This window comes from Streptomyces sp. NPDC127190, assembly GCF_042672505.1.
GTDB lineage: Bacteria > Actinomycetota > Actinomycetes > Streptomycetales > Streptomycetaceae > Streptomyces.
The window spans coordinates 74097-97275 of the sequence record NZ_JBHXVE010000023.1 but is presented as its reverse complement, the minus strand read 5'-3'; the positions used below and the strand labels follow the sequence as shown (position 1 = coordinate 97275).

The window sequence follows — 23179 nt, the reverse complement described above, 5'->3', positions numbered from 1 at the left end:
GTTCGCCCAGTGAACTAAAGTTCATAAATGGAGATGGTTGCGAGTGTCCATCCGCCGCCGTCGGCTTGTCAACGGGTGCACCGCGCGCGCACGGAGGACGAATGACGCAGAACGGCGCAGTCGAGGCGCCGGTCGGCCCGTTGGAACGGGGGCTCACGGTCCTCCGGCTGCTGGCCCGGTCTCCTCAAGGGCGGCTGACCGCAAGCGCGCTGGCGAAGGAGACCGGCCTGGCCCGGTCGGTCGTGGACCGCATCGCCACCACCCTGGTCCGCCTCGGCCACCTGCGCGAGGAGGACCGCGAACTCGCCCTCGCCCCCCGTGCGTTGACCCTCGGCACCGCCTATCTGCGCGCCTGCGGTGTGCCCGCCGCCACCGGCCCGCTCGCCGCGCGGCTCGCCGACGAGCTGGACGAGTCCGTCTCCGTCGCGGTGCCCGACGGCGACGCCGTCCGCTTCGTCGTCCAGCACACCCGGCGCCGCGCCCTGTCCGTCTCCTTCCGGGTCGGCGATGCGCTCCCCGCCGACCGCTGCGCCCCCGGCGCGCTGTTCGCCGCCAACTGGCCCGGCGAGCGGTTCGCCGCACGCCGCTCCCGGCGGCCCGAGGACTTCCCGGCGCTGCCCGGCCCCTACCGCCCGCGCCTGGACGACGCGGAGCTGCGCGCGCTCGCGGCCGCCGCGGCCCAACGCGGCTGGGCCCTTGACGACCAGCTCGTCGAGCCCGGTCTGGTCGCCCTCGCCGTCCCGGTCCGCGACGCCGACGGCCGCACCCTGTGCGCCCTCAGCGTGGTCAGCCACACCAGCCGCCACACCGCCGAAGGCCTGCGCGAGCACGCCCTGGAACCGCTGCGGCACACCGCGGCCCTGATGTCCGACGCGCTCGCCGCCGTACGAACGGCACCTCCGGCCGCCCCCGCCGGCGATCCGGACCCGACCGCCGACGCCAAGCGGGAACTCGGCCCCGAGTACCTCCAGTCGCTGGCCCGGGGGCTCGCCGTACTGACGGCTCTCGGCAGCCGCTCCGGCGCCGGTCTGACGCTGTCCGCGGTGGCGCAGGCCACGGGGCTGGCCCGCGCCACGGCCCGCCGGTCCCTGCTCACCCTGGAGCAGCTCGGCTACGCCACCTGCGACGACGGCCGGTTCACGCTTCTGCCGTCCGTGCTCGACCTCGGCTACCCCCTGCTGTCCGGCCTCTCCCTCGGCGACATCGCCCGCCCGCACCTCGCCGCGCTCGTACGCGACGTACGCGAATCGGCCTCCCTCGCGGTGCTCGACGGCCCCGACATCCGATACGTGAGCCGGGTCGCGGCCGGCCGGATCATGAGCGTCGACATCACGGAGGGCACCCGCTTCCCCGCCCACGCCACCTCGATGGGCCGGGTCCTGCTCGCCGGACTGCCGGCCGCGGAGCGCGCGGCCTGGCTGTCCGCGGCCGACCTCTTGCCCCTGACCCCGTACACGGTCACCGGCCGCGACGAGCTCGCGCGCATCCTGGAGCAGGTGGACCGGGACGGCCACGCGGTGCTCGACCAGGAGCTGGAGCAGGGCCTCTGCTCGATCGCGGTCCCTGTGCGGGGCGCCGACGGGGAGGTCGTCGCGGCGGTCAACGTCGCCCTGCACTCGGGACGCACCTCCGTCGAGCAGGCGCGGACGGCCATCCTGCCCGCGCTGCTCGCCACGGCCGCCGAGATCACGGCGGACGCGGCGGCGGTCCTCGGCACCCGCGCGCGCTGAGCACCGGGCGGGCGGGCCGTCACGGCGTTCGGAGCCGGGCCGTGACAAAAAAGTCGCGGGCCGCTGTCGATCCCGCCGGATCCCGTTCGACATCCCTGTGTGCGGCGCCCTGCCGCACGACGACGCGACAGGACTGGTGAGGAACACATGGAGCAACTGCTGAGGGTCATGAACTTCAACGTCTCGAGTGACGGCGTCGCTGCCGGTGAGCACCAGAGCCTCGAGAGACCGTTCGGCCTCGACCATGCCGAGAGGCTGTTCTCCTGGGCCGGCGCCACGGCCAGCTGGCCCATGCGCACGGATCCCGGGGGGAGCCGGGGCCTGGACGACTACTTCACGCGGGACTTCGCACGCAACATCGGTGCCGAGATCATGGGCCGCAACAAGTTCGGGCCGCAGCGCGGGCCCTGGCACGACCACGCCTGGCGCGGCTGGTGGGGGGAGGAGCCCCCGTTCCACACGCCGGTGTTCGTCATGACGCACCACCCGCGTCCGTCGTTCACCCTCTCCGACACCACCTTCCACTTCGTGGACGCCGACCCGGCCACGGTCCTCGCACGGGCACGGGAAGCGGCGCAGGGCAAGGACGTCCGGCTCGGCGGCGGGGTCACCACCATCCGGCAGTTCCTCGACGCCGGCCTCGTGGACACCCTGCATGTGGCGGTCTCACCGGTGAAGCTCGGTTCCGGCCTGCGGCTCTGGGATTCCCCCGACGAGCTGCGCGACCGTTTCCATCTGGAGGTCGTCCCCAGCCCGAGCGGGGTGACCCACCATCTGTTCTGGCGAAGGTGACACGAGGCCATGGCCGCATGACAGGGGGTGACACAGGCCTGCTCGTCGCGGCCGGGACGGGCTCCCTGTCGGCCAGTGGTGGCCGGAATCTGTAGATTTGCCTTGTAGGCCCAGAAACGGCCGTCCGGTGTGCGACGGCCGTGTCCATGGTCATGAACCTCGCAGGCGAGGCATTATGTCCGACTTGAGTGCGCAGATCGTGGTCACGTTCCTCGTGTACGTGGCCGTCATGATCGGAACCGGTGTCTGGGCCTACCGGCGTACCCACACCTTCGCCGACTTCGCCCTGGGCGGCCGCCGGCTCCCCGCGCTCGTCGCGGCACTGTCCGCGGGGGCCAGCGACATGTCCGGCTGGCTCTTCCTGGCCTTTCCCGGGGCCGTGTACGTGGCCGGTCTGGGGGCGAGCTGGATCGCGGTCGGTCTGGTGGTGTGCACCTATCTGAACTGGCTGATCGTCGCGCCGAGGCTGCGCACCTACACCGAGCGCGCCGGGAACGCCGTGAGCCTGTCGGCGTACCTGGAGGAGCGGTTCGAGGACCGTACCCGGATGCTGCGGCTGGTCTCCGCGGCGGTCACCCTCGTGTTCTTCACCTTCTACGTCGCCAGCGGGCTGGTGGCCGGCGGAGTGCTGTTCGGCCACATCTTCGGTGCCGGGTTCCGGCTCGGAGTGGCCCTGACCGCCCTGGTCATCGTCGTCTACTCGGGACTGGGCGGCTTCCTGGCCGTGAGCCTGACCCATGTCGTACAGGCCACGCTGATGTTCCTGGCCCTGCTCGTGCTCCCCGTCGTCGGTCTCTCGGCGCTCGGCGGCTTCGGGGCGCTGCGCGACTCCCTCAACGGCAAGAGCCCCGGCCTGCTGGACATGGGCGCCAAGGTCGACCTGAGCGACGGCAAGTGGTCCGCGCACGGCGGGTCGCTCGGCGCCGTTGCGATCATCTCGCTGCTGTCCTGGGGCCTCGGCTACTTCGGCCAGCCGCACATCCTGGCCCGCTTCATGGGCATCCGCAGCACCGGCGCCGTTCCCGTGGCCCGCCGTATCGAGACCGGCTGGGTCGTCGTCGTACTCGCCGGTGCCACGCTCGTCGGGCTGCTGGGCGCCGCGCAGGCCGGTACGCCGCTGCACGACCCGCAGACGGTGTACATCACCCTGAGCCGCATGCTGTTCAGCCCGTGGGGCGCGGGGATGATGCTGATCGCCGTACTCGCCGCGATCATCTCGACCGCCGACTCCCAGCTCCTGGTGTCGTCCGTGGCCCTCACCGAGGACTTCTACCACGCGTTCCTCAACCGGCGCGCCTCGGACAGCTCGCTGGTGTGGGTGGGCCGCGCCGCCGTCGTCGGCGTGACGCTGGTGGCCTCGCTGATCGCGCTCAGAGGCGGCGGGCTGCTGGGCATCGTGGGCTACGCCTGGGCGGGCTTCGGAGCCGCCTTCGGTCCGGTCGTCGTGCTCTCGCTCTACTGGCCGCGCATGACCTGGGCCGGAGCCATGGCCGGGATCCTGTCCGGTGCGGCCACGGTGCTGGTGTGGAAAGAGGTCGGTCCGCTGCTCGGTCCCCCCTGGTCGGGGGTCTACGAGATGCTTCCGGGCGTCCTGGTCGCCACGCCCGCCGCACTCTTCTTCGGCAGATTCGTCGGCCGGCCCCCGAAACGGGCCTTCTGGCGGATGCCGGGCGGCGGGGTGAGCCAGCTGATGCTCACGCCCTTCCTGACCCATGCGCCGGTCGGCATCGCCGTGCTCGACACGGACCTGCGCTACGTTTGGGTGAACGAGTGGCTCGACCACCAGATCCCGATGAAGCGGCGGCTGGGGCGGCGGCTGGTGGAGGTCCTGCCGCAGGCCGAGGCCGAGGCCTTCGAGGAGCAGATGCGCCAGGTCCTGGAGACCGGCACTCCGGTGATGGACTACGAATACCGGGGGGCGAACTTCTCGCAGCCCGACCGGAGCCGCGCGATCTCCGTCTCCTTCTTCGCGATGAAGGACCGCCACGGCCAGAACGTGGGCGTCTGGTACATGATCATCGACATCACCGAGCGGTGGCGGGCCCAGGAACGCCTGGCCCTGCTCAACGACGCCGCGAGCCGCATCGGCAGCACCCTGGACGTGTCGCGGACCGCGCAGGAACTCGCCGACGACGCGGTGCCGGCCGTCGCCGACTTCGTGGCCGTCGATCTGCTGGACTCGGTGATGCGCGGCGAGGAGCCGGCCCCCGGTCCGGTCGGCATGGAGCCGGTCATCCGACGCGCGGCCCAGCAGTCGGTGCGCGAGGGCTGCCCCGAGGCCTCCCTGGCCGTGGGGGAGACGGTCCGGCGGGCCCCTGCGTCGCCCGTGACCCGCTGTCTGATGGAGAGCAGAACCCTGGTCGAACGGGTCCTGGACGCCAAGGACAGCCCCTGGGTGACCGTGGACGAGACGCTGGGCGCCTCGCTCCTGCACTACGGCCTCCGCTCGGTGATGGTGGTCCCCGTGCGGGCCCGCGGTGTCACCCTGGGCGTGGCGACCTTCGCCCGCTCCGGGCGGCTGGGGCCCTTCGAGGAGGACGACGTACGTCTGGCCGAGGAACTCGTCTCCCGTGCGGCGGTGTGCATCGACAACGCGCGCCGGTTCACCCGCGAACGCAGCGCGGCCCGTTCCATGCAGCGCTATCTGCTCCCGCAGGACCTGCACGGGGGCTCCGCCCTGGAGGCGGCCTCCTGGTACCTCCCCGCGGACGCCCCCAGTGGCGTGGGCGGCGACTGGTTCGATGTGATCCCGCTGTCCGGTGCCCGCATCGCCCTGGTCGTCGGAGACGTGGCCGGGCACGGCATCAACGCGGCCGCGACCATGGGGCGCCTGCGCGTCGCCGTCCGTACGCTCGCCAACCTCGACCTCTCCCCGGACGAGCTGCTGGCCCATCTGGACGACCTGGTCATCGGTCTCATGGGAGCGTACACCGATGCGCCGGCGGCGGCCGAGGGCGAGACGCCGGGCGCCGCCTTCCTGGGCGCCACCTGCCTGTACGCCGTCTACGACCCGGTCAGCGGGCGGTGCGTCATGGCGCGAGCCGGTCATCTGCCCCCGATGGTCGTCGGACCCGGCGGCGAGGCGGAGATCCTGGACATTCCCGCCGGACCACCCCTCGGCCTGGGCTATCTCCCCTTCCAGGCCACCGAGACCGAACTGGCCGAGGGCAGCCTCATCGCGCTCTACACCGACGGCCTCGTGGAGTCCGTCGACCGGGACATCGACGTCGGGATCGCCCGGCTCGGCGATGTTCTCGCGGTGCCCCGGCCGACCCTGGAGGAGACCGGCCGCAGTGTGATCGACAGTCTCCTGAACGGTCCGCCCATGGACGACGCGGCCCTGCTCCTCGCCCGGACCCGGGTGCTGGCCCCGGAGCAGGTCGCCTCCTGGGACCTGCCCAGCGATCCGGCCGCCGTCGCGCACGCCCGCAGCCTCGCCACCCGTCAGCTGACCGACTGGGGCATCTCCCACCTGACGTTCACCACGGAACTCATCGTCAGCGAACTGGTCACCAACGCCATCCGGCATGCGAGCGGACCCGTCGTGCTGCGGCTGATCCAGGACCGGGGCCTGATCTGCGAGGTCTCCGACGGCAGCAGCACCTCGCCACGCCTGCGGCACGCCCGGACCACCGACGAGGGCGGCCGCGGCCTGCTCATCGTGGCCCAGCTGGCCCACCGATGGGGCACCCGTTACACCGCCCACGGCAAGATCATCTGGACGGAGCAGACCACCCAGGCCGACCCGATCGCCTAGGGCCTTTCTTTCGGATCAGGTCGGCTGCGGTGCCGGCGCCTTCTCGGCCGACCCGAGCGGGGTCATGGGGGTCCCCCCGCGCGAGCGAAGCCGAGCGTGGGGGAGAGTGACGACAACGCCGCAGATGTGCGTGCCAGGGCCCGCGACGCCGGCAAGATCCGAAAGAGAGGCCCTAGCGAAACGGCCCTGTCCTCATGGCGGCCGATCCCGACCACGAAGCGTCGCCGCCCGGTTACTTGCGAAGCGCTTCGACAATATCGTGTGCGGGTATGACACTCAGGATGCAGTGGCGTGGCAGGCGTACGGGTGTGCTCACCGTGGTGACCACCCTGATGGTGGGACTGCTGACCGGCATAGGCGCCGCCGGGACGGCACATGCGGCCACCGTGGACACGAGCGCGCGGTACAAGGCGGGAGTGCTGGCGCAGGTGCACACCGCGGGGCGGGTCGAGGACGACGGAAGCTCGGTGCGGTACAGCTGGCCCGGCGTGTATTTCGAGGGCCGCGTCCGCGGCACCGGCGTGGGCATCGTCCTCGACGACTCGGCCGCCGACTACGACGTCCAGATCGACGGATCCACCGTCGCCACGCTCGTCACGCCCGGCAACACCACACACTGGATCAACGGCCTGTCGAACGGCACGCACACCGTCCGGCTGGTCAAGCGCAACGACACCCCGTGGAGCACCAGCGCGTTCGGAGGCTTCGTCGCCGCGCCCGGTGGTGCCGTACTGAGCAGGCCTGCGGCCCGCAGCCGCCAGATCGAGTTCATCGGCGACTCCCTCACGGTGGGCTACGGCAACCTCTCGACCTCCCGTACCTGCACCGCGGACCAGCTCAAGCGGAACACCGACGCCGATGTGAGCTACGGCGCCCTCACCGCCCGGCGGCTGAACGCCGACTACCAGATCAACGGCTACTCGGGCCTCGGCATGGTGCGCAACTACAACGGAGGCTCGCCGGACGTGACGTACCGGACCTTCTACGACCGTGCCCTGCTGAACACGCCGGGCGATGTCTGGCGGAACCCGGGTACCTGGCGCCCCCAGGTGGTGGTGGTCAACCTGGGCACCAACGACTTCTCCACCGCCATCAACCCCGGTGAGCCGTGGACGCCCGACAGCCTGGCGGCGGCCTACCGCACCGCCTACGGCGACTTCGTGCAGAAGCTGCGGTCGCGCTACGGGGCAGGCACGACCATCGTGGCGGTGGGCGCCGGAAAGTACGCCGGCTATGTCCAGCAGGTGGTCAAGGCGCGCAACGACGCCGGCGACAGCCGGGTCCGCTACTGGCTCCTGGACGACTCGGGCCTGGACTTCCTCGGCTGCGACTGGCACTACTCGGCCCACGACGACCGCCTCATCGCCGACCGGCTCACCTCCTTCCTCGCCGGCCTGCCGACGGGCTGGTGACGGCACCGGGAACCGACACGCAGCGGATTGATGGGATGGATCCCTGATCCTCTCAGGGTAGTACCCCCACCGAGGGGCGGCTGAAAACCAGATAATCCAAGGAAGTTGACGCACAAGGCTGGACATCGCAAGAAGGCCGCGTCTATAAACATCCCATCTCTACCGCACGGCAACACACCGCTGTCGCCGAGGCGAAACGGCTCCCGCCCAGGGACGAGCGCGAGGAAGCATCGATGAGACTCAGAACCGCCCTCTGTTCATCCGTCTCCGCCCTGTCCGCACTGGCTCTGCTCAGCGCGTGCGGCAATGGCTCCACCTCCGCGTCGTCGGGCGGCGAGCCGCTGGTCGGGGTCGACTACCCGCGCTCCGACACCGACTTCTGGAACTCCTACATCAAGTACACGCCCCAGTACGGCAAACAACTGGGCCTGGACCTGAAGACCACCAACTCGCAGAACGACGTCGCCAAGCTCACCGCCAACGCCCAGACCTTCATCAGCCAGGGCGTCAAGGGCATCGCGATGGCGCCCCAGGACACCGCCGCCATCGCACCCACCCTCGCGCAGCTGGAGGCCAAGAAGATCCCCGTCGTCACCATCGACACCCGCCCCGACAGCGGCAAGGTGTTCATGGTGGTGCGGGCCGACAACCGCGCCTACGGAGAGAAGGCCTGCCGGTTCCTCGGCACGAAGCTGAACGGCACGGGCAAGGTCGTCATGCTGGAGGGCGGTCTCGACTCGATCAACGGCCGTGACCGCACCGAGGCGTTCAACGACTGCATGAAGAAGAACTACCCCGGCATCAAGGTGCTCGGCGAGGCCACCAACTGGGACGGCGCGGTCGCCGCCCAGAAGCTCCAGACCGACCTCACCGCCAACCCGGACGTCAAGGGCGTCTACATGGAGTCCAGCTTCGCCCTGTCCGGCACGCTCCAGGTGCTCAAGCAGAAGGGCTTGTTGGTGGGCCCGAAGGACAAGAAGCACGTCTTCATCGTGTCCAACGACGGCATCCCCGAGGAACTCAAGTCCATCGCCGAGGGCAAGATCGACGCCACCGTCTCCCAGCCGGCCGACCTGTACGCCAAGTACGCCCTGTACTACCTGAAGGCCGCGATCGACGGGAAGAGCTTCAAGCCCGGCAAGACCGACCACGACAGCACCATCATCAAGGTCCGCGACGGCGTGCTGGAGGACCAGCTTCCCGCCCCGCTCGTCACCGCCGACGGCGCCACCTACGGCGGCGTGCCCAGCGTCAAGAGCGACGCCACGTCGCTGTGGGGCAACAACCTCGGCTGACCTCCCCCGGAACCGGAAACCAACGGCCCACGAGAACAAGGCGGTTGAGATGAGCGACGGGGAGCGAGACATCACCCCCGCAGCCCCGCCCGTCGTCGAGGCGGCGGGCATCGTCAGACGGTTCGGTCCGACGGTGGCCCTCGACGGGGCCCGGATCACCATCAGGCCGGGCGAGACACACGCGCTCGTCGGCCGCAACGGAGCCGGCAAGTCGACCCTGGTGTCGGTCCTCACCGGCCTTCAGGCCCCCGACGAGGGAACCGTGACCTTCGGCGGCGAGCCGGCGCCCCGGCTCGGCGACCGCGACGCCTGGCGGCGACGCGTGGCCTGCGTGTACCAGAAGTCGACGATCATCCCCGGGCTGACCGTCGCCGAGAACCTCTTCCTGAACCGGCACGACCGCGGAGCCGGCCGGCTCATCAGCTGGCAGGCCACCCGGCGCCGCGCGCAGGAGCTGCTGTCGGCCTGGTCGGTGGAGGTCGACCCGCAGACCCCGGCCGGTGAACTGAGCGTCGAGCAGCGGCAGTTCATCGAAATCGCACGGGCGCTCTCCTTCGGTGCCCGGTTCATCATCCTCGACGAGCCGACCGCCCAGCTCGACGCGGCCGCCATCAACCGGCTCTTCGACCGCATCCGCGACCTGCAACGCCAGGGCGTGACCTTCCTGTTCATCAGCCACCATCTCCAGGAGATCTACGAGATCTGCGACATGGTGACGGTGTTCCGGGACGCCCGGCACATCCTGACCGCGCCGGTCGCCGAACTGCCCCGCGCCGACCTGGTCGCCGCCATGACCGGCGAGGCACCGGCCGGCCTGCGTGACGAACGCACCGGCACCCTGGACCCCGGCGCCACGGCCGCACTGACCGTCCGCGGCCTGCGGGGCGACGCATACGACGACGTGAGCCTCCAGGTCGGGGCCGGCGAGATCGTCGGCCTCGCGGGGGCGGCCGGCAGCGGCCGCACCGAGGTCGCCGAGACCGTCGTAGGACTGCGGGCGCCCCGGGCGGGCGAGGTGCGGATCGCCGGGAACCGGCCCCGGCCGGGCAGCGTGCCCGCGGCCCTCGCCGCAGGCGCCGGATTCGTTCCGCAGGACCGGCACCACCAGGGGTTCGTTCCCGGCATGTCGATCGCGGACAACGCCACGCTGTCCGTCCCGAAACGGCTCGGCCGGCACGGGTTCCTCAACCACAGCCGCCGGGACCGGCTCGCCGAGGACCTGATCGAGAACCTCGCGATCAAGACCCCCGGTCCCGAACTGCCCGTCTCCGCCCTGTCCGGAGGCAACCAGCAGAAGGTCGTCATGGCCCGCGCACTGGCCGACGACCCGCGGCTGCTGGTGCTGATCAACCCGACCGCGGGTGTGGACGTGCGCTCCAAGGAGTTCCTCCTCGGCAAGGTCGAGGAGACCGCCAAGACCGGCACCGGAGTGCTCGTCGCCTCCGACGAACTCGACGACCTGCGCATGTGCGACCGGGTCCTGGTGATGTTCCAGGGCCGTGTGACCTCCGAGATCGGCCGCGGCTGGCACGACCACGACCTCGTGGCCGCGATGGAAGGAGTGGACCTCGATGCCTGACACCGTCCTCGCGGACCAAGCCGCCAAGGCCGCGGCACCCGGGCGCAGGCGCACGGCGCTGCTCGGCGGCCGGATACCCCTGGCCCGGCTGCGCGACCTCGCCCTCGTCCCCGCGATCGTCGTCATCGCGGTCGTCGGCCAGATCGTCAACCCGGTCTTCCTCCAGGCCGACAACCTGATCAACGTCCTCCAGACCATGTCCGAGATGGCCCTGCTGGTCCTCGCCCAGACGATGATCCTGATCGTCAAGAAGATGGACCTGTCCCTGGAGTCCACCATGGGCCTCGCGCCCGGCGTCGCCGCGTGGCTGGTCGTCCCGGCCGGCGCCGGACACGGACTCGGCCTCCTCCCCGGTGCCTGGGCCGTCCCCGTCACCCTCGCCGTGGGCGCCCTCGTCGGCGTCGTCAACGCCCTGCTGATCATCCGCTTCGGCCTCAACGGCTTCATCGTCACCCTGGGCATGCTGATCGTCCTGCGCGGCATCCTCACCGGTATCTCCGGCGGCCAGACCTTCTTCCAGCTGCCGCCGTCGATGCTCTACATCGGCACCGCCGAATGGTTCGGGATGCCCGCCTCCATCTGGATCTGCCTGGCCCTGTTCGCGGTCGCGATCGTGGTCCTCGGCTGGACCGGCTTCGGCCGCTCGCTGTACGCCATCGGCGGCAACGTCGACGCCGCCAAGGCCGCCGGCATCCGCACCGACCGGGTGCTGTGGATCGTCATCGTCACCGGCAGCGTGCTCGCCGCCCTCGCCGGACTGATGCTCTCCGGACGCCTGGCCTCGGTCGCCTCGGCGCAGGGCAACGGCTACATCTTCACCGTCTTCGCCGCTGCCGTCATCGGCGGGATCAGCCTCAACGGCGGCAAGGGCACGATGTTCGGCGCGTTCTGCGGCATCCTCCTGCTGTTCATGATCCAGAACGTGCTGACGCTGGCGGGCGTCCCCGCCCAGTGGATCGGCGCGCTCAACGGCCTGATCATCCTGGTCGCCCTCGCCATCTCCCGCATCACCGGCGGCAAGGTCCAGGAGTGACCCGGGCGGCCCGCCGGCCGCCCGCCCTCCGCCGTGTCCACGTCCCGTCGCAAGGGGACCGGTTCCCCCTTGTCCTCACAGGAGTTGCCGCCATGTCCTCCACCGTGCCCTCATCCGCCCGCATCACCGCCCTGGACGTGCTGGACGTGCGGTTCCCGACGTCCGAGCACCTGGACGGCTCGGACGCGATGAATCCCGAACCCGACTACTCCGCGGCCTACGCCGTCCTGCGCACCGACGCCGGTGACGGACTGGAGGGCCACGCCCTGGCCTTCACCACCGGCCGCGGCAACGACGTCCAGGCCGCCGCCATCGCCGCCCTCGCCCCGCACGTGGTGGGGCGGTCGGTCGAGGAGGTCTGCGCCGACCTCGGGGCCTTCTCCCGCTCCCTCGTCCACGACCCCCAACTGCGCTGGCTGGGGCCGGAGAAGGGTGCCATCCACATGGCCACCGGCGCGGTGGTCAACGCCGCCTGGGACCTGGCCGCCAAGCGGGCCGGCAAACCCGTGTGGCGGTTCCTCGCCGAGATGCCGCCCGAGGACCTGGTCGCCCAGGTCGACTTCCGCTGGCTCAGCGACGCCCTCACCCCCGAGGAGGCCCTGGACATCCTGCGCCGCGCCGAACCGGGGCGCGAGGAGCGGACCGCGCGGCTGCTGGAGCGCGGCTACCCGGCCTACGCCACCACTCCCGGCTGGCTCGGCTACTCCGACGAGAAGCTGGCCCGACTGTCCCGGGAGGCGGTCGCGGACGGCTTCACCCAGATCAAGCTGAAGGTCGGTGCCTCGCTGGAGGACGACGTACGGCGCCTGCGCGTCGCCCGCGAGGCGGTCGGCCCGGACATCCGCATCGCCGTCGACGCCAACCAGAGATGGGACGTCGGCGCAGCGATCGACTGGATGCGCGCCCTCGCCCCCTACGACCCGTACTGGATCGAGGAACCCACCTTCCCGGACGACATCCTCGGGCACGCGGCCGTCCACGAGGCCGTCAGCCCCATCAAGGTCGCCACCGGCGAGCACGTCGCGAACCGGGTCGTCTTCAAACAGCTCCTCCAGGCCGGCGCGGTGGACATCGTGCAGATCGACTCCGCGAGGGTCGGCGGCGTCAACGAGAACATCGCGATCCTGCTGCTCGCCGCGAAGTTCGGCGTGCCGGTCTGCCCGCACGCGGGCGGCGTCGGCCTGTGCGAGATGGTCCAGCACCTGTCGATGTTCGACTACGTCGCCGTCTCCGGCACGACCGAGGACCGCGTCATCGAGTACGTCGACCACCTGCACGAACACTTCATCGACCCGGTGCGCGTCGTCCGCGGCCACTACCTCGCGCCGACGCTGCCGGGGCTGAGCGCGCAGATGCACCCCGAGTCCCTCAAGGAGTACTCCTACCCCGAGGGCCCCGTCTGGACCGCCCGTGTCTGAAGCCCCGAAGGAGGGAATCCGGTGCTCCTGACGGAACTGCTGCACCCCGGAATCCTCGAAGCCCTCGCCGGATCCGGGCACGGCGCCCGCGTCCTGCTCGCCGACGGCCACTACCCCGCCGGTACGGCCACCGGTGAGCGGGCCAGAACCGTCCATCTCAACCTCAGTCCGGGCCTGCTGGACGTCACCACCGTGCTCGACGTCCTGCTGCGGGCGATCCCCGTGGAATCGGCACAGGTGATGGTGGCGCCCGAGGGCGAACCGGAGCCACCGGCCATCGCCGAGTACCGCGCCCGGCTCGCACCCGCCCCGGTGCAGACGCTGGGCCGGTTCGAGTTCTACGACGCCGCACGGTCGCCCGACCTGGCACTGGCGATCGTCACCGCCGACACCCGCACCTACGCCAACCTGCTGCTGACCATCGGCGTCCGCGCTGAAGGGACCCTGACCCCACGATGACACTCGCCGTCCGTTACACGTCCGCCCGCACCCTGGACACGGCGCCCGCGCTCAGCGCGCCGCCCGGTCCGGGCGAGGTGGAGCTGGCGCCCGCCTACGTCGGTATCTGCGGTACCGACCTGCATATCTTCCACGGCGACATGGACGCCCGGGTCGCCGCGCCCGCCGTCATCGGGCACGAGATGTCCGGCCGGGTCGTACGGGTGGGCCCCGGCGTCGATGACTGGGCACCCGGCGACGCGGTGACCGTGATGCCGCTGCGCTGGGACGGCACCTGTCCCGCCTGCCGCAACGGCCACCAGCACATCTGTCAGCATCTGGACTTCATCGGCATCGACTCGCCGGGCGCGATGCAGCAGCGCTGGACCGTGCCCGCCTCGACCCTCATACGGCTGCCCGACGCGCTCCCGCTGGACCGGGCCGCGCTGGTCGAGCCGACCGCGGTCGCGGTGCACGATGTGGGCCGGGCCCAGGTCGGCGAGGGTGAGAAGGTCGTCGTGGTGGGCGGTGGTCCGGTCGGTGTCCTCATCGCGCTGGTCGCGCGCTCCGCGGGCGCCGAGGTGCGGGTGGTGGAGCTGAGTGCGCACCGGCGGCTGCTCGCCGAGGAGCTGGGTCTGGAGACGTGGGATCCGGCCGCGGACGATGTGCCGGCGTTGGTAGGTGCATGGACCGGGGACGCGGGCGCGGACGTCGCCTTCGAGGTGTCCGGTGCGGCGGGTGGCGTGGATACGGCGGTCGATGTCCTGCGCGTACGCGGCCGTCTCTGCCTGGTGGCGATCCACCCGCGTCCCCGTGAGGTGAACCTGCACCGTTTCTTCTGGCGCGAACTGACCCTGGTGGGGGCCCGGTTGTACGACCGCTCCGACTTCGAGAAGGCGGTCGCTCTGGTGGCCGACGGGACCATTCCGGCGGAGCGGCTGATCAGCAAGGTCGTGCCGCTCACGCAGGCGCCGGCCGCGTTCGAGGCGCTGGAGGGCGGCGGAGACGTGATGAAGATCCTCGTGGACTGCACCGACGACGCCCAGGAGGCCGCCGTATGACCGCCTTCGACCTCACCGGACGGCTCGCCGTGGTCACGGGGGCCCGGCGCGGGATCGGGCGGGCCATGGCCCGGGCGCTCGCCGAGGCCGGCGCGGACGTCATCGGCGTGAGTGCCTCGCTGGAGGAGTCCGGCAGCGCGGTGGAGAAGGACGTCACCGCCGCGGGCCGTACCTTCGAGGCGATCCGGACCGACTTCGCCGACCCGGCCGCCGTACGGGCGCTGGGCGCGGACCTGGCCGGGCGGGAGCGGCCGGTGGACATCCTGGTCAACAACGCGGGCACGATCCGCCGCGCCCCTGCGGCCGAACACACCGACGCCGACTGGGAGTTGGTGCTCCAGGTCAACCTCAACGCGCAGTTCGCGCTGACCCGGGCGGTCGGCGCGGCCATGGTGGCCCGCGGAAGCGGGAAGGTCATCTTCACCGCGTCGCTGCTCAGCTTCCAGGGCGGCATCACCGTTCCCGGCTACACCGCCGCCAAGCACGGCATCGCCGGACTGACCAAGGCGCTGGCCAACGAGTGGGCCCCGCACGGGGTCAACGTCAACGCCATCGCGCCCGGCTACATCGCCACCGACAACACCCAGGCGCTCCAGGACGACCCCGTGCGCAGCAAGGCGATCCTGGACCGCATCCCGGCCGGACGCTGGGGCGACGCCGACGACCTCGCGGGCGCCACCGTCTTCCTCGCCTCCGACGCCGCCGCCTACGTCCACGGCGTCGTCCTGCCCGTCGACGGAGGATGGCTCGGCCGATGAGCGGCGGCGCCTCACTCGCCCGCACCCCAGGAGCACACCGTGCAGCACCGGAAGATCCCGCACACGCCCGTCGCACTCACCGAGCTGGGCTTCGGGGCGTCCGTGATCGGCAACCTCTACCGCGTCACCCCGGACGACGAGGCGACCGCCGCCGTCGACGCGGCCTGGGAGGCCGGCATACGGTACTTCGACACCGCGCCGCACTACGGCCTCGGCCTCTCCGAACGCCGCCTGGGCGCCGCCCTGCGAGGCCGCCCGCGCGAGGAGTACGTCATCTCCTCCAAGGTCGGCAGGCTCCTCGTCCCCAACGAGGAGCCACGCGGCACCGACAGCGAGGGCTTCGTCGTACGGGACGACCTGCGCCGGCGGTGGGACTTCAGCCGTGACGGCGTCCTGCGCTCCCTCGAGGACACCCTGGAACGCACCGGCCTGGACCGCCTCGACATCGTCTACCTGCACGACCCCGACGACCACTGGCGCCAAGCCGCCGACGAGGCCATGCCCACCCTCGCCGAGCTACGCGACCAGGGCGTGATCGGCGCGATCGGCGCGGGCATGAACCAGTCGGCCATGCTCGCCCGCTTCCTGCGCGAGACCGCCGCCGACGTGGTGATGCTGGCAGGCCGCTACACACTCCTGGACCAGTCGGCGCTGGACGACGTCCTGCCCGCCGCACTGGAACTCGGCAAGAGCGTGGTGGCGGTAGGCGTCTTCAACTCCGGCATCCTCTCCCACGACCGGCCCGCCGAGGGCGCGAAGTACGACTACCAGGACGCTCCGCCGGCCCTCGTCGCGCGCGCTCAGGCCATCGCCGAGGTCTGCGAGGCGCACGGCACCACCCTGCCCGCGGCCGCGATTGCCTTCCCGTACACGCATCCCAGTATCATCAACGTCACCCTCGGCATGCGCACTGCGGAACAGGTCGGACAGAACGTGGAACTCCATGACCGGCGTGTTCCGGACGGCCTCTGGGCCGATCTCCGCACTCAGGGGCTGATCAGGTCGGACGTGCTCGCGGGCCGGGGTGGGAGGGATGCGCGGTGTCGCTGACGGACAAGGCCATCGAGCGGATCCGTGAGCTGATCCGGACCGGCGCGCTGCCCCCGGGCTCGAAGCTCCCGCCCGAGCCGGATCTGGCCGCCCAGCTGGGGCTGTCCCGCAACCTTGCCCGGGAAGCGGTCAAGGCACTGGCCGTCGCGCGGGTCCTGGAGGTGCGGCGCGGCGACGGCACCTATGTGACCAGCCTTCAGCCGAGCCTGCTGCTGGAAGGGCTCGGCGGTGCGGTGGAGCTGCTCCAGGGCGACTCGGTCGCCCTGCGGGACCTCATGGAGGTACGGCGGCTCCTCGAACCGCTCGCCACGGCCCTGGCGGCCACGCGGATCTCCGACGAGCAGCTGGCCGACGTGAAGCAGCACCTGGACGCCATGCGCGCGGCCCGCGACGACGTCGAACGGCTCAACGCCCACGACGCCGCCTTCCACCGCGCCGTCGTGGCGGCCACCGGCAACGAGACCCTCCTCACCCTCCTGGAGGGCATCTCCGGCCGCACCCTGCGCGCCCGTATCTGGCGCGGTCTGGTCGACGACAAGGCGGCGGCCCGCACCCTTGCCGAGCACGAGGCGATCTTCAACGCACTGTCCACCCGCGACGCCGCCCTCAGCCAGGCCGCCGCACTGCTGCACGTGAGCAACACCGAGCAGTGGCTGAGGGAACACCTGCGCGCAGGCGAACAGTACGTCGACCCGTCCTCACCCTGACAGTTCGGCGAAGCAGGCCGCGACGTCGGCTCCTTCCCGCACGAAGACCGGGATGCGCTCCAGCGGGGCCGCGGCGTCGAGCGTCGTACCGCCCTCCAGCACCCGCCCGGTGACCGGGTCGAGCCAGCGGGTGCCGGACGGCAGATAGGCCCGGCGGGCCCGGGCACCCGCCTCGTACACGGGCGCCACCAGCACATCGGGGCCGAGCAGGAACTGGTCGTCCACGTCCCAGGCGTGCTCGTCCGCGGGGAAGTCGAAGAACAGCGGGCGCATCGGCGGGGCGCCGGTGCGGTGGGCGTCCTCGGACAGCCTCTTCAGGTACGGGCGCAGGCGTTCCCGCATCAGCAGGTGGTCGCGGAGGATGCCGTACGCCTGCTGGCCGTACGACCAGACCTCGTTCGGCCCGCCGGTCATGTCCGCGGAGAAGGTGGGATGGTGCGGCTCGCGGTCCCCGTGCAGCCGCATGACGGGGCTGAAGGTGCCGTACTGGAACCACCGGATCAGCAGCTCGCGGTAGGCGGGGTCGTCCGGGTCGCCGCCGGCGAAGCCGCCGATGTCGGTGTTCCACCAGGGGATCCCGCTCATCGCGATGTTGAGTCCCGCCCTGATCTGGCGCGCGAGGGAGTCGAACGTGGGCGGGATGTCGCCGGACCACAGCAGGGCGCCGTGCCGCTGGCTGCCCGCGCACGCGGAGCGGACCAGCGACAGCGGCCGGTCCTCGCCCGCCGCGCGCAGGCCGTCGGCGACCGCACGGGTGTGCTCCAGCGGATAGAGGTGCGCGGCGGCGGCGGCCGGCCCGGCCGCGTAGACGGCGCGCTCGGCGAGGTCCCGGGGCAGGTCGGGTTCGCAGGCGTCCAGCCAGAAGCACTGCACGCCCAGCGAACGGTAGTTGTCGTTCAGCCGCTGCCACAGCGCGGCGCGTGCCCCGGGGTGGGTGGCGTCGTAGTACGCCATCGGGCGGGTCGGCGCGTCCCCGCCGTACCGGGACGGCCAGGGGAAGGTGAGCAGGCCGCCGTCGGCGTCCCGGACGAGGTGTCCGGCCGCGCGCAGCTCCTCGTGTGTGTCGCTGCCGGGCTCCACGGTGGGCCACACCGAGACGGCGAGTCTCACCCCGAGGCCGGTCAGCTCCTCGACCATGGCGGCGGGGGAGGGCCACTCGCTCTCCTCGAAACGCCAGTCGCCCATCCTCGGCCAGTGGAAGAAGTCGCAGACGATGACGGACAGCGGCAGCCCGCGCTCCCGGTACTGCCGTGCCACCGCCAGGAGTTCGTCCTGGGTGCGGTAGCGCAGCTTCGACTGCCAGAAACCGGACGCCCACTCGGGCAGCAGGGGCGGGCGTCCGGTGGCCCGGGTGTAGGAGTCCAGGATCCCGGCCGGGGTGTCACCGGCGGTGATCCAGTAGTCGATGCGCCCGCCCGCGTCGGCGGTCCACCGGGTGGCGTCCGCGCCCAGCTCGGCCCGGCCGGTGGCGGGGTTGTTCCACAGCAGTCCGTAGCCGCGCGAGGAGTGCAGGAAGGGGATGGCCGCCACGGTGTTGCTCTGGACGAGGTCGATCACACAGCCCTTCTGGTCCAGGCGCCCGTGCGGATGCTGCCCCAGACCGTGCAGCCGTTCGCCGTCGTAGGCCTGGAAGGACTGTTCCGTCCGGCCGCCCGCCGCGTGGACGCGAGCGCCGGTGTGATGCGCGTTCGGGAGCCGCTCGGCGAGGAGTTCGCGGCCCGAGACGGCGTGCCGGAACATCAGCCGGCCGTCCGCGGACGCCTCGACCGCCAGGCGGCCGTTGACCAGGCGGGCACGGCCGTCGTCCGACACGGACAGCTCGGCGGGCGGGCCGGGCGGGGGGCTCTCCAGCGCGCCGGGGGCGCCGGGGTCGATGGTCCCGGACGAGGCCCGCACCCGGACGGCGTCCGGTCCCCAGGGCTCGATGCGGAGGATCTCTGCGGCGGTGTGCCGTTCCAGACCGCCCGCGCGGATGCTGTAGGGCAAGGTGGATTCCTTTGCTGCGTGACGGCGGTGCGGTCAGTGGCGTGAGAACTGGACCCCGGTCGGCTGTACGACGTCCGGCCGCAGCGCGATGCCGCTGAGGGTCAGCCGTTCACCGTAGATGTCCGTGAGTCTGATCGCGCCGCCGCAACCGCTGCCGTCGGCCGAGAGGAAGTAGTCGTAGCCGGTACGCGGCAGGCGCCGCCAGCCGTGCGCGGTGCGGACCTCGAGGGCGGCCACCGGATTGCGGTGGCCGATCGCCTGGATGCCGCACCAGTAGGGGCTGGAGCCCGTCTTGTACCGGATCGAGAGGGTGCCGACCGCCCCGGGGCTCACCAGCCTCCAGGTGATCGGGATCCGGCCGGCGGAGAGGTCGGCGAGTCGGGCGAACGCCTGCCGGCTGAGGTCGATCTGGCCGGGCGCGCAGGGAGCCGGGCACTCGTTGGTGATCCGCACCGTGACGGAGGCGCCGTTCGCCGCGCGGACGAGGACGTACGCCCCGCACGCCCTGGACGACTCGTAGTCGGTGGTGTTCATCGCGGCGACCATGAGGTCGGGGCTCGGGCCGAACAGGCAGGCGCCGTTTCCGTCGCCGGCCTCGTAGGCGGTGGCGACGCCCCGGTAGGTGGTGCCGGGCCGGATCCGTCCGGCCGCCGGTGCCGTGGTGGGCGCCGGGCGCGGAGGCCGCGACGTACCCGTGGCCGAGGGCTGCGCCGCCGCGGATGCCGCCGGTGACGCCGGGGGGTGCGCCGGAGTCGCCGTGCGCGTCCCCGTCGGGGTCACCGTCCGGGCCGGGGCACCCGGCGGGGTCGGGCCGCCCGCCTCGGGCGAGGTCCTCGGGATCGCCCGGGCGGTGACGGCGGTCCCGGCGTCGGCCCTGTGGTCGGGGAGCAGCGCCAGGACCAGAGCGGCCAGCACCCCCGCCGAGGTCAGCGCGACAGCGGTGCCCAGCATCAGCCTGCGTCTGCGCCGGCGCTGTCGCGCGGCCCGCCGCGCGGTCATGGTCTCTGTCTTCATGTCGGTCCGTTCGGAGCATCGCGTCGATGGTGCACTGTTCAGTGACCGCAGGACGCGGAAACGTTGCCGACGAGTTCTGACACGTCCCCGGTTCAGCGCGCCGCGCGCTCGACCCGCGCCGTGCGGCTGGTGGGTGCGGCGCCGGTACTGGAGCGCAGTGAGATGGGTGGGGTCAACAGGATGTGCCGGGCCGGGGTGTCCGGTGCGGCGATGCGTTCCACCAGCAGGGCGACGGCCTTCTCGCCCATCTCCTGGGCCGGGACGTCGGCCGCCGTGAGCGGCGGGCGGAAGTCCTCGGCCCAGGTCCTGGCCGCGACTCCGGTGACGGAGAAGTCGTACGGCACACGGAGGCCGCTGTCCGCCAGCGCGCGCTCGATGCCGGGCAGCGCGGCCTCGTTGATGGTGGTGACCGCGGTGAGTCCGGGATGGTCGCGCAGCAGCGCCTCGACGCATTCCTGGCCGGAGCGGGCGTCGTCCTCGCAGGGCACTTCGATGCCGTCGAGACCGCGTTCCGCCACGGCCGCCCGGAAACCCTCACTGGCCCTGCGCGCGGGGCCGTAACCGGCCGAGACGAGTTCCCTGGACCGCGTGACCAGAGCCACCCGTTGGTGCCCCAGATCGGCGAGGTGCCGCACACAGTGCCCGACCAGGCCGGCGTAGTCGACGTCGATCCAGGACATCCGGTGGTCGTCGGCCGTGCGCCCGATGCCGACGAAGGGCAGTCCCGCCGCCTGGAGCCGGCCCACCCGTGGGTCCTCCAGGCGGATCTCCATCAGAATGACACCGTCCACCCGGCCCTCGGAGACCAACCGCTCGAAGGAACGGTCGTGCCCCCCGCCGGACGGGGACAGCAGCACATCGAGATCGGCCCGGGCGGCGGCGTCGACCACGCTGGCGACGAAGTCCAGTTGCATGTGGGTGAGCCGGTTGCCGGCCGGCGGTATGACCAGACCGATCGTCCGGGTCCGGCCCTCCTTGAGCGCCCTCGCGGTCGCGTTGGGGCGATACCCCAGTTCGTTGATCACGTCCTGGATGCGTTTGCGGGTGCTGGTCGAGACCGGTCGCTTGCCGCTGAGTGCGTACGACACCGTGCTGCGTGACACGCCGGCGCGCCGAGCGATCTCCCCGATGTTCATACAGCTCCTCACGCACTCACCCGCAGGGAGCCAGGGTACCTGGGCGTCGTGGGCGAGGGGGCTGCGAACCGATTCCACGCAAGCGCTTCGACAAAAGAGGCTACGACCGTACGAACTCCGGGTCAAGGTCCGGCCCTGACCGGTGCAATCCAGCCGTCGAATCGATTCCGCGACAACCTTGGTCCCGGACCTCCCACACCCTTGACAGCACTGCGAAACCGGGAGCACCGTCTCCCCCCGAAACCTCTCTGCAATCACGCTGCAAAGAAACGCGCGTTCAAGCGCTTCCGGAGCTGTCGGCGCATCCGCACCAACCCGGCCGGGTTGCGTCGGCACGGTGGGGAGATCAGATGGGCACCGTACGTGGAAGACGTCACCCGCTGTCCGGCCGCGGTGGCGTCCAGCTGTTGCTCGAGGCGGTACGACGTCGCCGCAGGCCGGAAAGTGCGCCGGACCAGGCAGACATCCCTCCGCCGTCGCACCCGCCCCGCTCCCGGCGGACCATGGCCGCCCGGGTGGGGGCCGCGGTCGCGCTCGTCGCCGCGACGCTGATCGGCGCCACGGCCACGGCCGGCCCGGCGGGGGCCGCCACCTCGGGGCCGTGCGACATCTACGCGGCGGGCGGTACGCCCTGTGTGGCCGCGCACAGCACGACGCGAGCGCTGTACGCCGCGTACAACGGGCCGCTGTACCAGGTGCGGCGTGCCTCGGACAACACGACCCGGAACATCGGTGTGCTGAGCGCGGGCGGATACGCCGACGCCGCCGCCCAGGACGCGTTCTGCTCCGGGACGACCTGTCTGATCACGATCATCTACGACCAGTCGGGCCGCGGGAACAACCTCACCCAGGCGCCCGGGGGCGGGGCCGCGGGCGGCCCCGACAACCTCGCCAACGCGACCGCCGCGCCCACCATGGTCGGTGGCCACAAGGCCTACGGCGTCTTCGTGGCGCCCGGCACGGGCTACCGGAACAACCACACCAACGGCATCGCGACCGGCGACCAGCCCGAGGGCATGTACGCGGTCCTCGACGGCACGCACTACAACGGCGGCTGCTGCTTCGACTACGGCAACGCCGAGACGGACAGCAACGACGACGGCAACGGCACCATGGAGGCCATCTACTTCGGCAACATCAAGGTCTGGGGCTACGGTGCGGGCAACGGCCCGTGGATCATGGCCGACCTGGAGAACGGCCTCTTCTCCGGCGTGAACCAGCGCTACAACGCCAATGATCCGACCATCAACTACCGCTACACGACCGCCATCATCAAGGGCGGCCCCAACCACTGGGCGATCCGCGGGGGCAACGCCCAGTCGGGCAACCTGTCCACGTTCTACGACGGGGTGCGCCCCAATGTCGCGGGCTACAACCCGATGCGCAAGCAGGGGGCCATCATCCTCGGCACCGGCGGCGACAACAGCAAGGGCGCCCAGGGCACCTTCTACGAAGGCGTGATGACCTCCGGCTATCCGTCGGACGCCACCGAGAACGCCGTCCAGGCCAACATCACCGCGGCCGGGTACAGCAACACCACGGGCGGCACGAGCACCGGCGCGCTGCACGCGGTGGGCGCGGGCAAGTGCCTGGACGTGCCGAACTCGTCCACCACGGCCGGTACACAGGTGCAGATCTGGAGCTGCAACGGCGCCGCCAACCAGACCTGGACCCGTACGTCCTCCAACCAGCTGACCGTGTACAGCGGCAGCAGCCAGATGTGCCTGGACGCGTACGACAACCAGACGTCCGCCGGCACCAAGGTGGAGACCTGGCCGTGCAACGGCGGCGCCAACCAGCAGTGGCAGTTCAACTCGGACGGCACCGTCACCGGCACCCAGTCCGGACTCTGCCTCGACGTCACCGGCGCCTCCACGGCCGACGGCGCCCTGGCCGAACTCTGGCCGTGCAACGGCGGGTCCAACCAGCAGTGGAGCCTCAACTGACCTGAGCTGACCCGACCGGCTCCGGCCCGTGGCCGGGCACACCGCCGACCACGGGCCACCCGCCACC

The 23179-nt window shown here is 71.5% G+C and carries 17 protein-coding genes; 14 read left to right on the top strand and 3 right to left on the bottom strand.

The annotated features are described in order from the left end of the window. Window positions 1-101 precede the first annotated feature (101 nt). From ACFVIU_RS29490 to ACFVIU_RS29430, 13 genes are all read left to right on the top strand, one after another. Window positions 102-1730 carry an IclR family transcriptional regulator C-terminal domain-containing protein gene (locus tag ACFVIU_RS29490; RefSeq protein WP_385846220.1) on the top strand — a complete coding sequence of 543 codons (1629 nt, stop codon included), beginning with the start codon at window positions 102-104 and terminating at the stop codon, window positions 1728-1730. A 147-nt stretch (window positions 1731-1877) separates the two neighbouring features. Then, the gene (locus ACFVIU_RS29485; RefSeq protein ID WP_385846219.1) at window positions 1878-2522 is read left to right on the top strand and encodes a dihydrofolate reductase family protein; all 645 of its coding nucleotides are present in this window, start codon (window positions 1878-1880) and stop codon (window positions 2520-2522) included. Window positions 2523-2697: 175 nt separating this feature from the next. Beyond that, entirely contained in the window at window positions 2698-6279 is a 3582-nt protein-coding gene (gene putP / locus ACFVIU_RS29480) for a sodium/proline symporter PutP (protein ID WP_385846218.1), read from the top strand. 269 nt (window positions 6280-6548) lie between these two features. Continuing rightward, on the top strand, window positions 6549-7691 hold the full coding sequence (locus tag ACFVIU_RS29475) for an SGNH/GDSL hydrolase family protein (protein WP_385846216.1): 1143 nt from the start codon (window positions 6549-6551) through the stop codon (window positions 7689-7691). Between the two features lie 233 nt (window positions 7692-7924). After that, entirely contained in the window at window positions 7925-8986 is a 1062-nt protein-coding gene (locus ACFVIU_RS29470; protein WP_385846215.1) for a sugar ABC transporter substrate-binding protein, read from the top strand. Window positions 8987-9035: 49 nt separating this feature from the next. Continuing rightward, a complete protein-coding gene (locus tag ACFVIU_RS29465; RefSeq protein ID WP_385846214.1) occupies window positions 9036-10565 on the top strand; it encodes a sugar ABC transporter ATP-binding protein in 1530 nt (509 codons plus the stop codon). Continuing rightward, window positions 10558-11598, top strand: a complete 1041-nt coding sequence (locus tag ACFVIU_RS29460) for an ABC transporter permease (protein ID WP_385846213.1) — start codon at window positions 10558-10560, stop codon at window positions 11596-11598. The genes ACFVIU_RS29465 and ACFVIU_RS29460 overlap by 8 nt, the downstream gene beginning before the upstream one ends. A 92-nt stretch (window positions 11599-11690) precedes the next feature. Then, window positions 11691-13016: an L-fuconate dehydratase gene (locus ACFVIU_RS29455; RefSeq protein WP_385846211.1), complete on the top strand. Its 1326-nt coding sequence runs from the start codon at window positions 11691-11693 to the stop codon at window positions 13014-13016. A gap of 21 nt (window positions 13017-13037) precedes the next feature. Next, the gene (locus ACFVIU_RS29450; RefSeq protein ID WP_385846210.1) at window positions 13038-13475 is read left to right on the top strand and encodes an RbsD/FucU family protein; all 438 of its coding nucleotides are present in this window, start codon (window positions 13038-13040) and stop codon (window positions 13473-13475) included. Then, window positions 13472-14515 (top strand): zinc-binding dehydrogenase, encoded by a 1044-nt coding sequence (locus ACFVIU_RS29445; RefSeq protein ID WP_385846209.1) that lies wholly within the window; start codon window positions 13472-13474, stop codon window positions 14513-14515. The genes ACFVIU_RS29450 and ACFVIU_RS29445 overlap by 4 nt, the downstream gene beginning before the upstream one ends. Next, window positions 14512-15273, top strand: a complete 762-nt coding sequence (locus ACFVIU_RS29440; protein ID WP_385846207.1) for an SDR family oxidoreductase — start codon at window positions 14512-14514, stop codon at window positions 15271-15273. The genes ACFVIU_RS29445 and ACFVIU_RS29440 overlap by 4 nt, the downstream gene beginning before the upstream one ends. A 39-nt stretch (window positions 15274-15312) precedes the next feature. Continuing rightward, window positions 15313-16323 carry an aldo/keto reductase gene (locus ACFVIU_RS29435; RefSeq protein ID WP_385846206.1) on the top strand — a complete coding sequence of 337 codons (1011 nt, stop codon included), beginning with the start codon at window positions 15313-15315 and terminating at the stop codon, window positions 16321-16323. Beyond that, on the top strand, window positions 16314-17030 hold the full coding sequence (locus ACFVIU_RS29430; RefSeq protein ID WP_385846205.1) for a FadR/GntR family transcriptional regulator: 717 nt from the start codon (window positions 16314-16316) through the stop codon (window positions 17028-17030). The genes ACFVIU_RS29435 and ACFVIU_RS29430 overlap by 10 nt, the downstream gene beginning before the upstream one ends. Here ACFVIU_RS29430 and ACFVIU_RS29425 read toward each other — a convergent pair. From ACFVIU_RS29425 to ACFVIU_RS29415, 3 genes are all read right to left on the bottom strand, one after another. After that, window positions 17022-19016 (bottom strand): TIM-barrel domain-containing protein, encoded by a 1995-nt coding sequence (locus ACFVIU_RS29425; RefSeq protein ID WP_385846204.1) that lies wholly within the window; start codon window positions 19014-19016, stop codon window positions 17022-17024. The genes ACFVIU_RS29430 and ACFVIU_RS29425 overlap by 9 nt on opposite strands. Window positions 19017-19049: 33 nt before the next feature. Then, window positions 19050-20030, bottom strand: coding sequence for an expansin EXLX1 family cellulose-binding protein (locus ACFVIU_RS29420; RefSeq protein ID WP_385846202.1), 981 nt, complete (start codon window positions 20028-20030; stop codon window positions 19050-19052). A gap of 92 nt (window positions 20031-20122) precedes the next feature. Continuing rightward, window positions 20123-21166 carry a LacI family DNA-binding transcriptional regulator gene (locus ACFVIU_RS29415; RefSeq protein ID WP_385846201.1) on the bottom strand — a complete coding sequence of 348 codons (1044 nt, stop codon included), beginning with the start codon at window positions 21164-21166 and terminating at the stop codon, window positions 20123-20125. Between the two features lie 503 nt (window positions 21167-21669). Between ACFVIU_RS29415 and ACFVIU_RS29410 the strand changes: the two genes are divergently transcribed. After that, window positions 21670-23112: an arabinofuranosidase catalytic domain-containing protein gene (locus ACFVIU_RS29410; protein WP_385846240.1), complete on the top strand. Its 1443-nt coding sequence runs from the start codon at window positions 21670-21672 to the stop codon at window positions 23110-23112. The last annotated feature ends 67 nt before the right edge of the window (window positions 23113-23179 follow it).

Coding starts and splice junctions, on each gene's coding strand:
- ACFVIU_RS29490 (WP_385846220.1), top strand. CDS start 102: ATGACGCAGAACGGCGCAGTCGAGGCGCCGGTCGGCCCGTTGGAACGG.
- ACFVIU_RS29485 (WP_385846219.1), top strand. CDS start 1,878: ATGGAGCAACTGCTGAGGGTCATGAACTTCAACGTCTCGAGTGACGGC.
- putP (WP_385846218.1), top strand. CDS start 2,698: ATGTCCGACTTGAGTGCGCAGATCGTGGTCACGTTCCTCGTGTACGTG.
- ACFVIU_RS29475 (WP_385846216.1), top strand. CDS start 6,549: ATGACACTCAGGATGCAGTGGCGTGGCAGGCGTACGGGTGTGCTCACC.
- ACFVIU_RS29470 (WP_385846215.1), top strand. CDS start 7,925: ATGAGACTCAGAACCGCCCTCTGTTCATCCGTCTCCGCCCTGTCCGCA.
- ACFVIU_RS29465 (WP_385846214.1), top strand. CDS start 9,036: ATGAGCGACGGGGAGCGAGACATCACCCCCGCAGCCCCGCCCGTCGTC.
- ACFVIU_RS29460 (WP_385846213.1), top strand. CDS start 10,558: ATGCCTGACACCGTCCTCGCGGACCAAGCCGCCAAGGCCGCGGCACCC.
- ACFVIU_RS29455 (WP_385846211.1), top strand. CDS start 11,691: ATGTCCTCCACCGTGCCCTCATCCGCCCGCATCACCGCCCTGGACGTG.
- ACFVIU_RS29445 (WP_385846209.1), top strand. CDS start 13,472: ATGACACTCGCCGTCCGTTACACGTCCGCCCGCACCCTGGACACGGCG.
- ACFVIU_RS29440 (WP_385846207.1), top strand. CDS start 14,512: ATGACCGCCTTCGACCTCACCGGACGGCTCGCCGTGGTCACGGGGGCC.
- ACFVIU_RS29420 (WP_385846202.1), bottom strand. CDS start 20,030: ATGAAGACAGAGACCATGACCGCGCGGCGGGCCGCGCGACAGCGCCGG.
- ACFVIU_RS29415 (WP_385846201.1), bottom strand. CDS start 21,166: ATGAACATCGGGGAGATCGCTCGGCGCGCCGGCGTGTCACGCAGCACG.
- ACFVIU_RS29410 (WP_385846240.1), top strand. CDS start 21,670: ATGGCCGCCCGGGTGGGGGCCGCGGTCGCGCTCGTCGCCGCGACGCTG.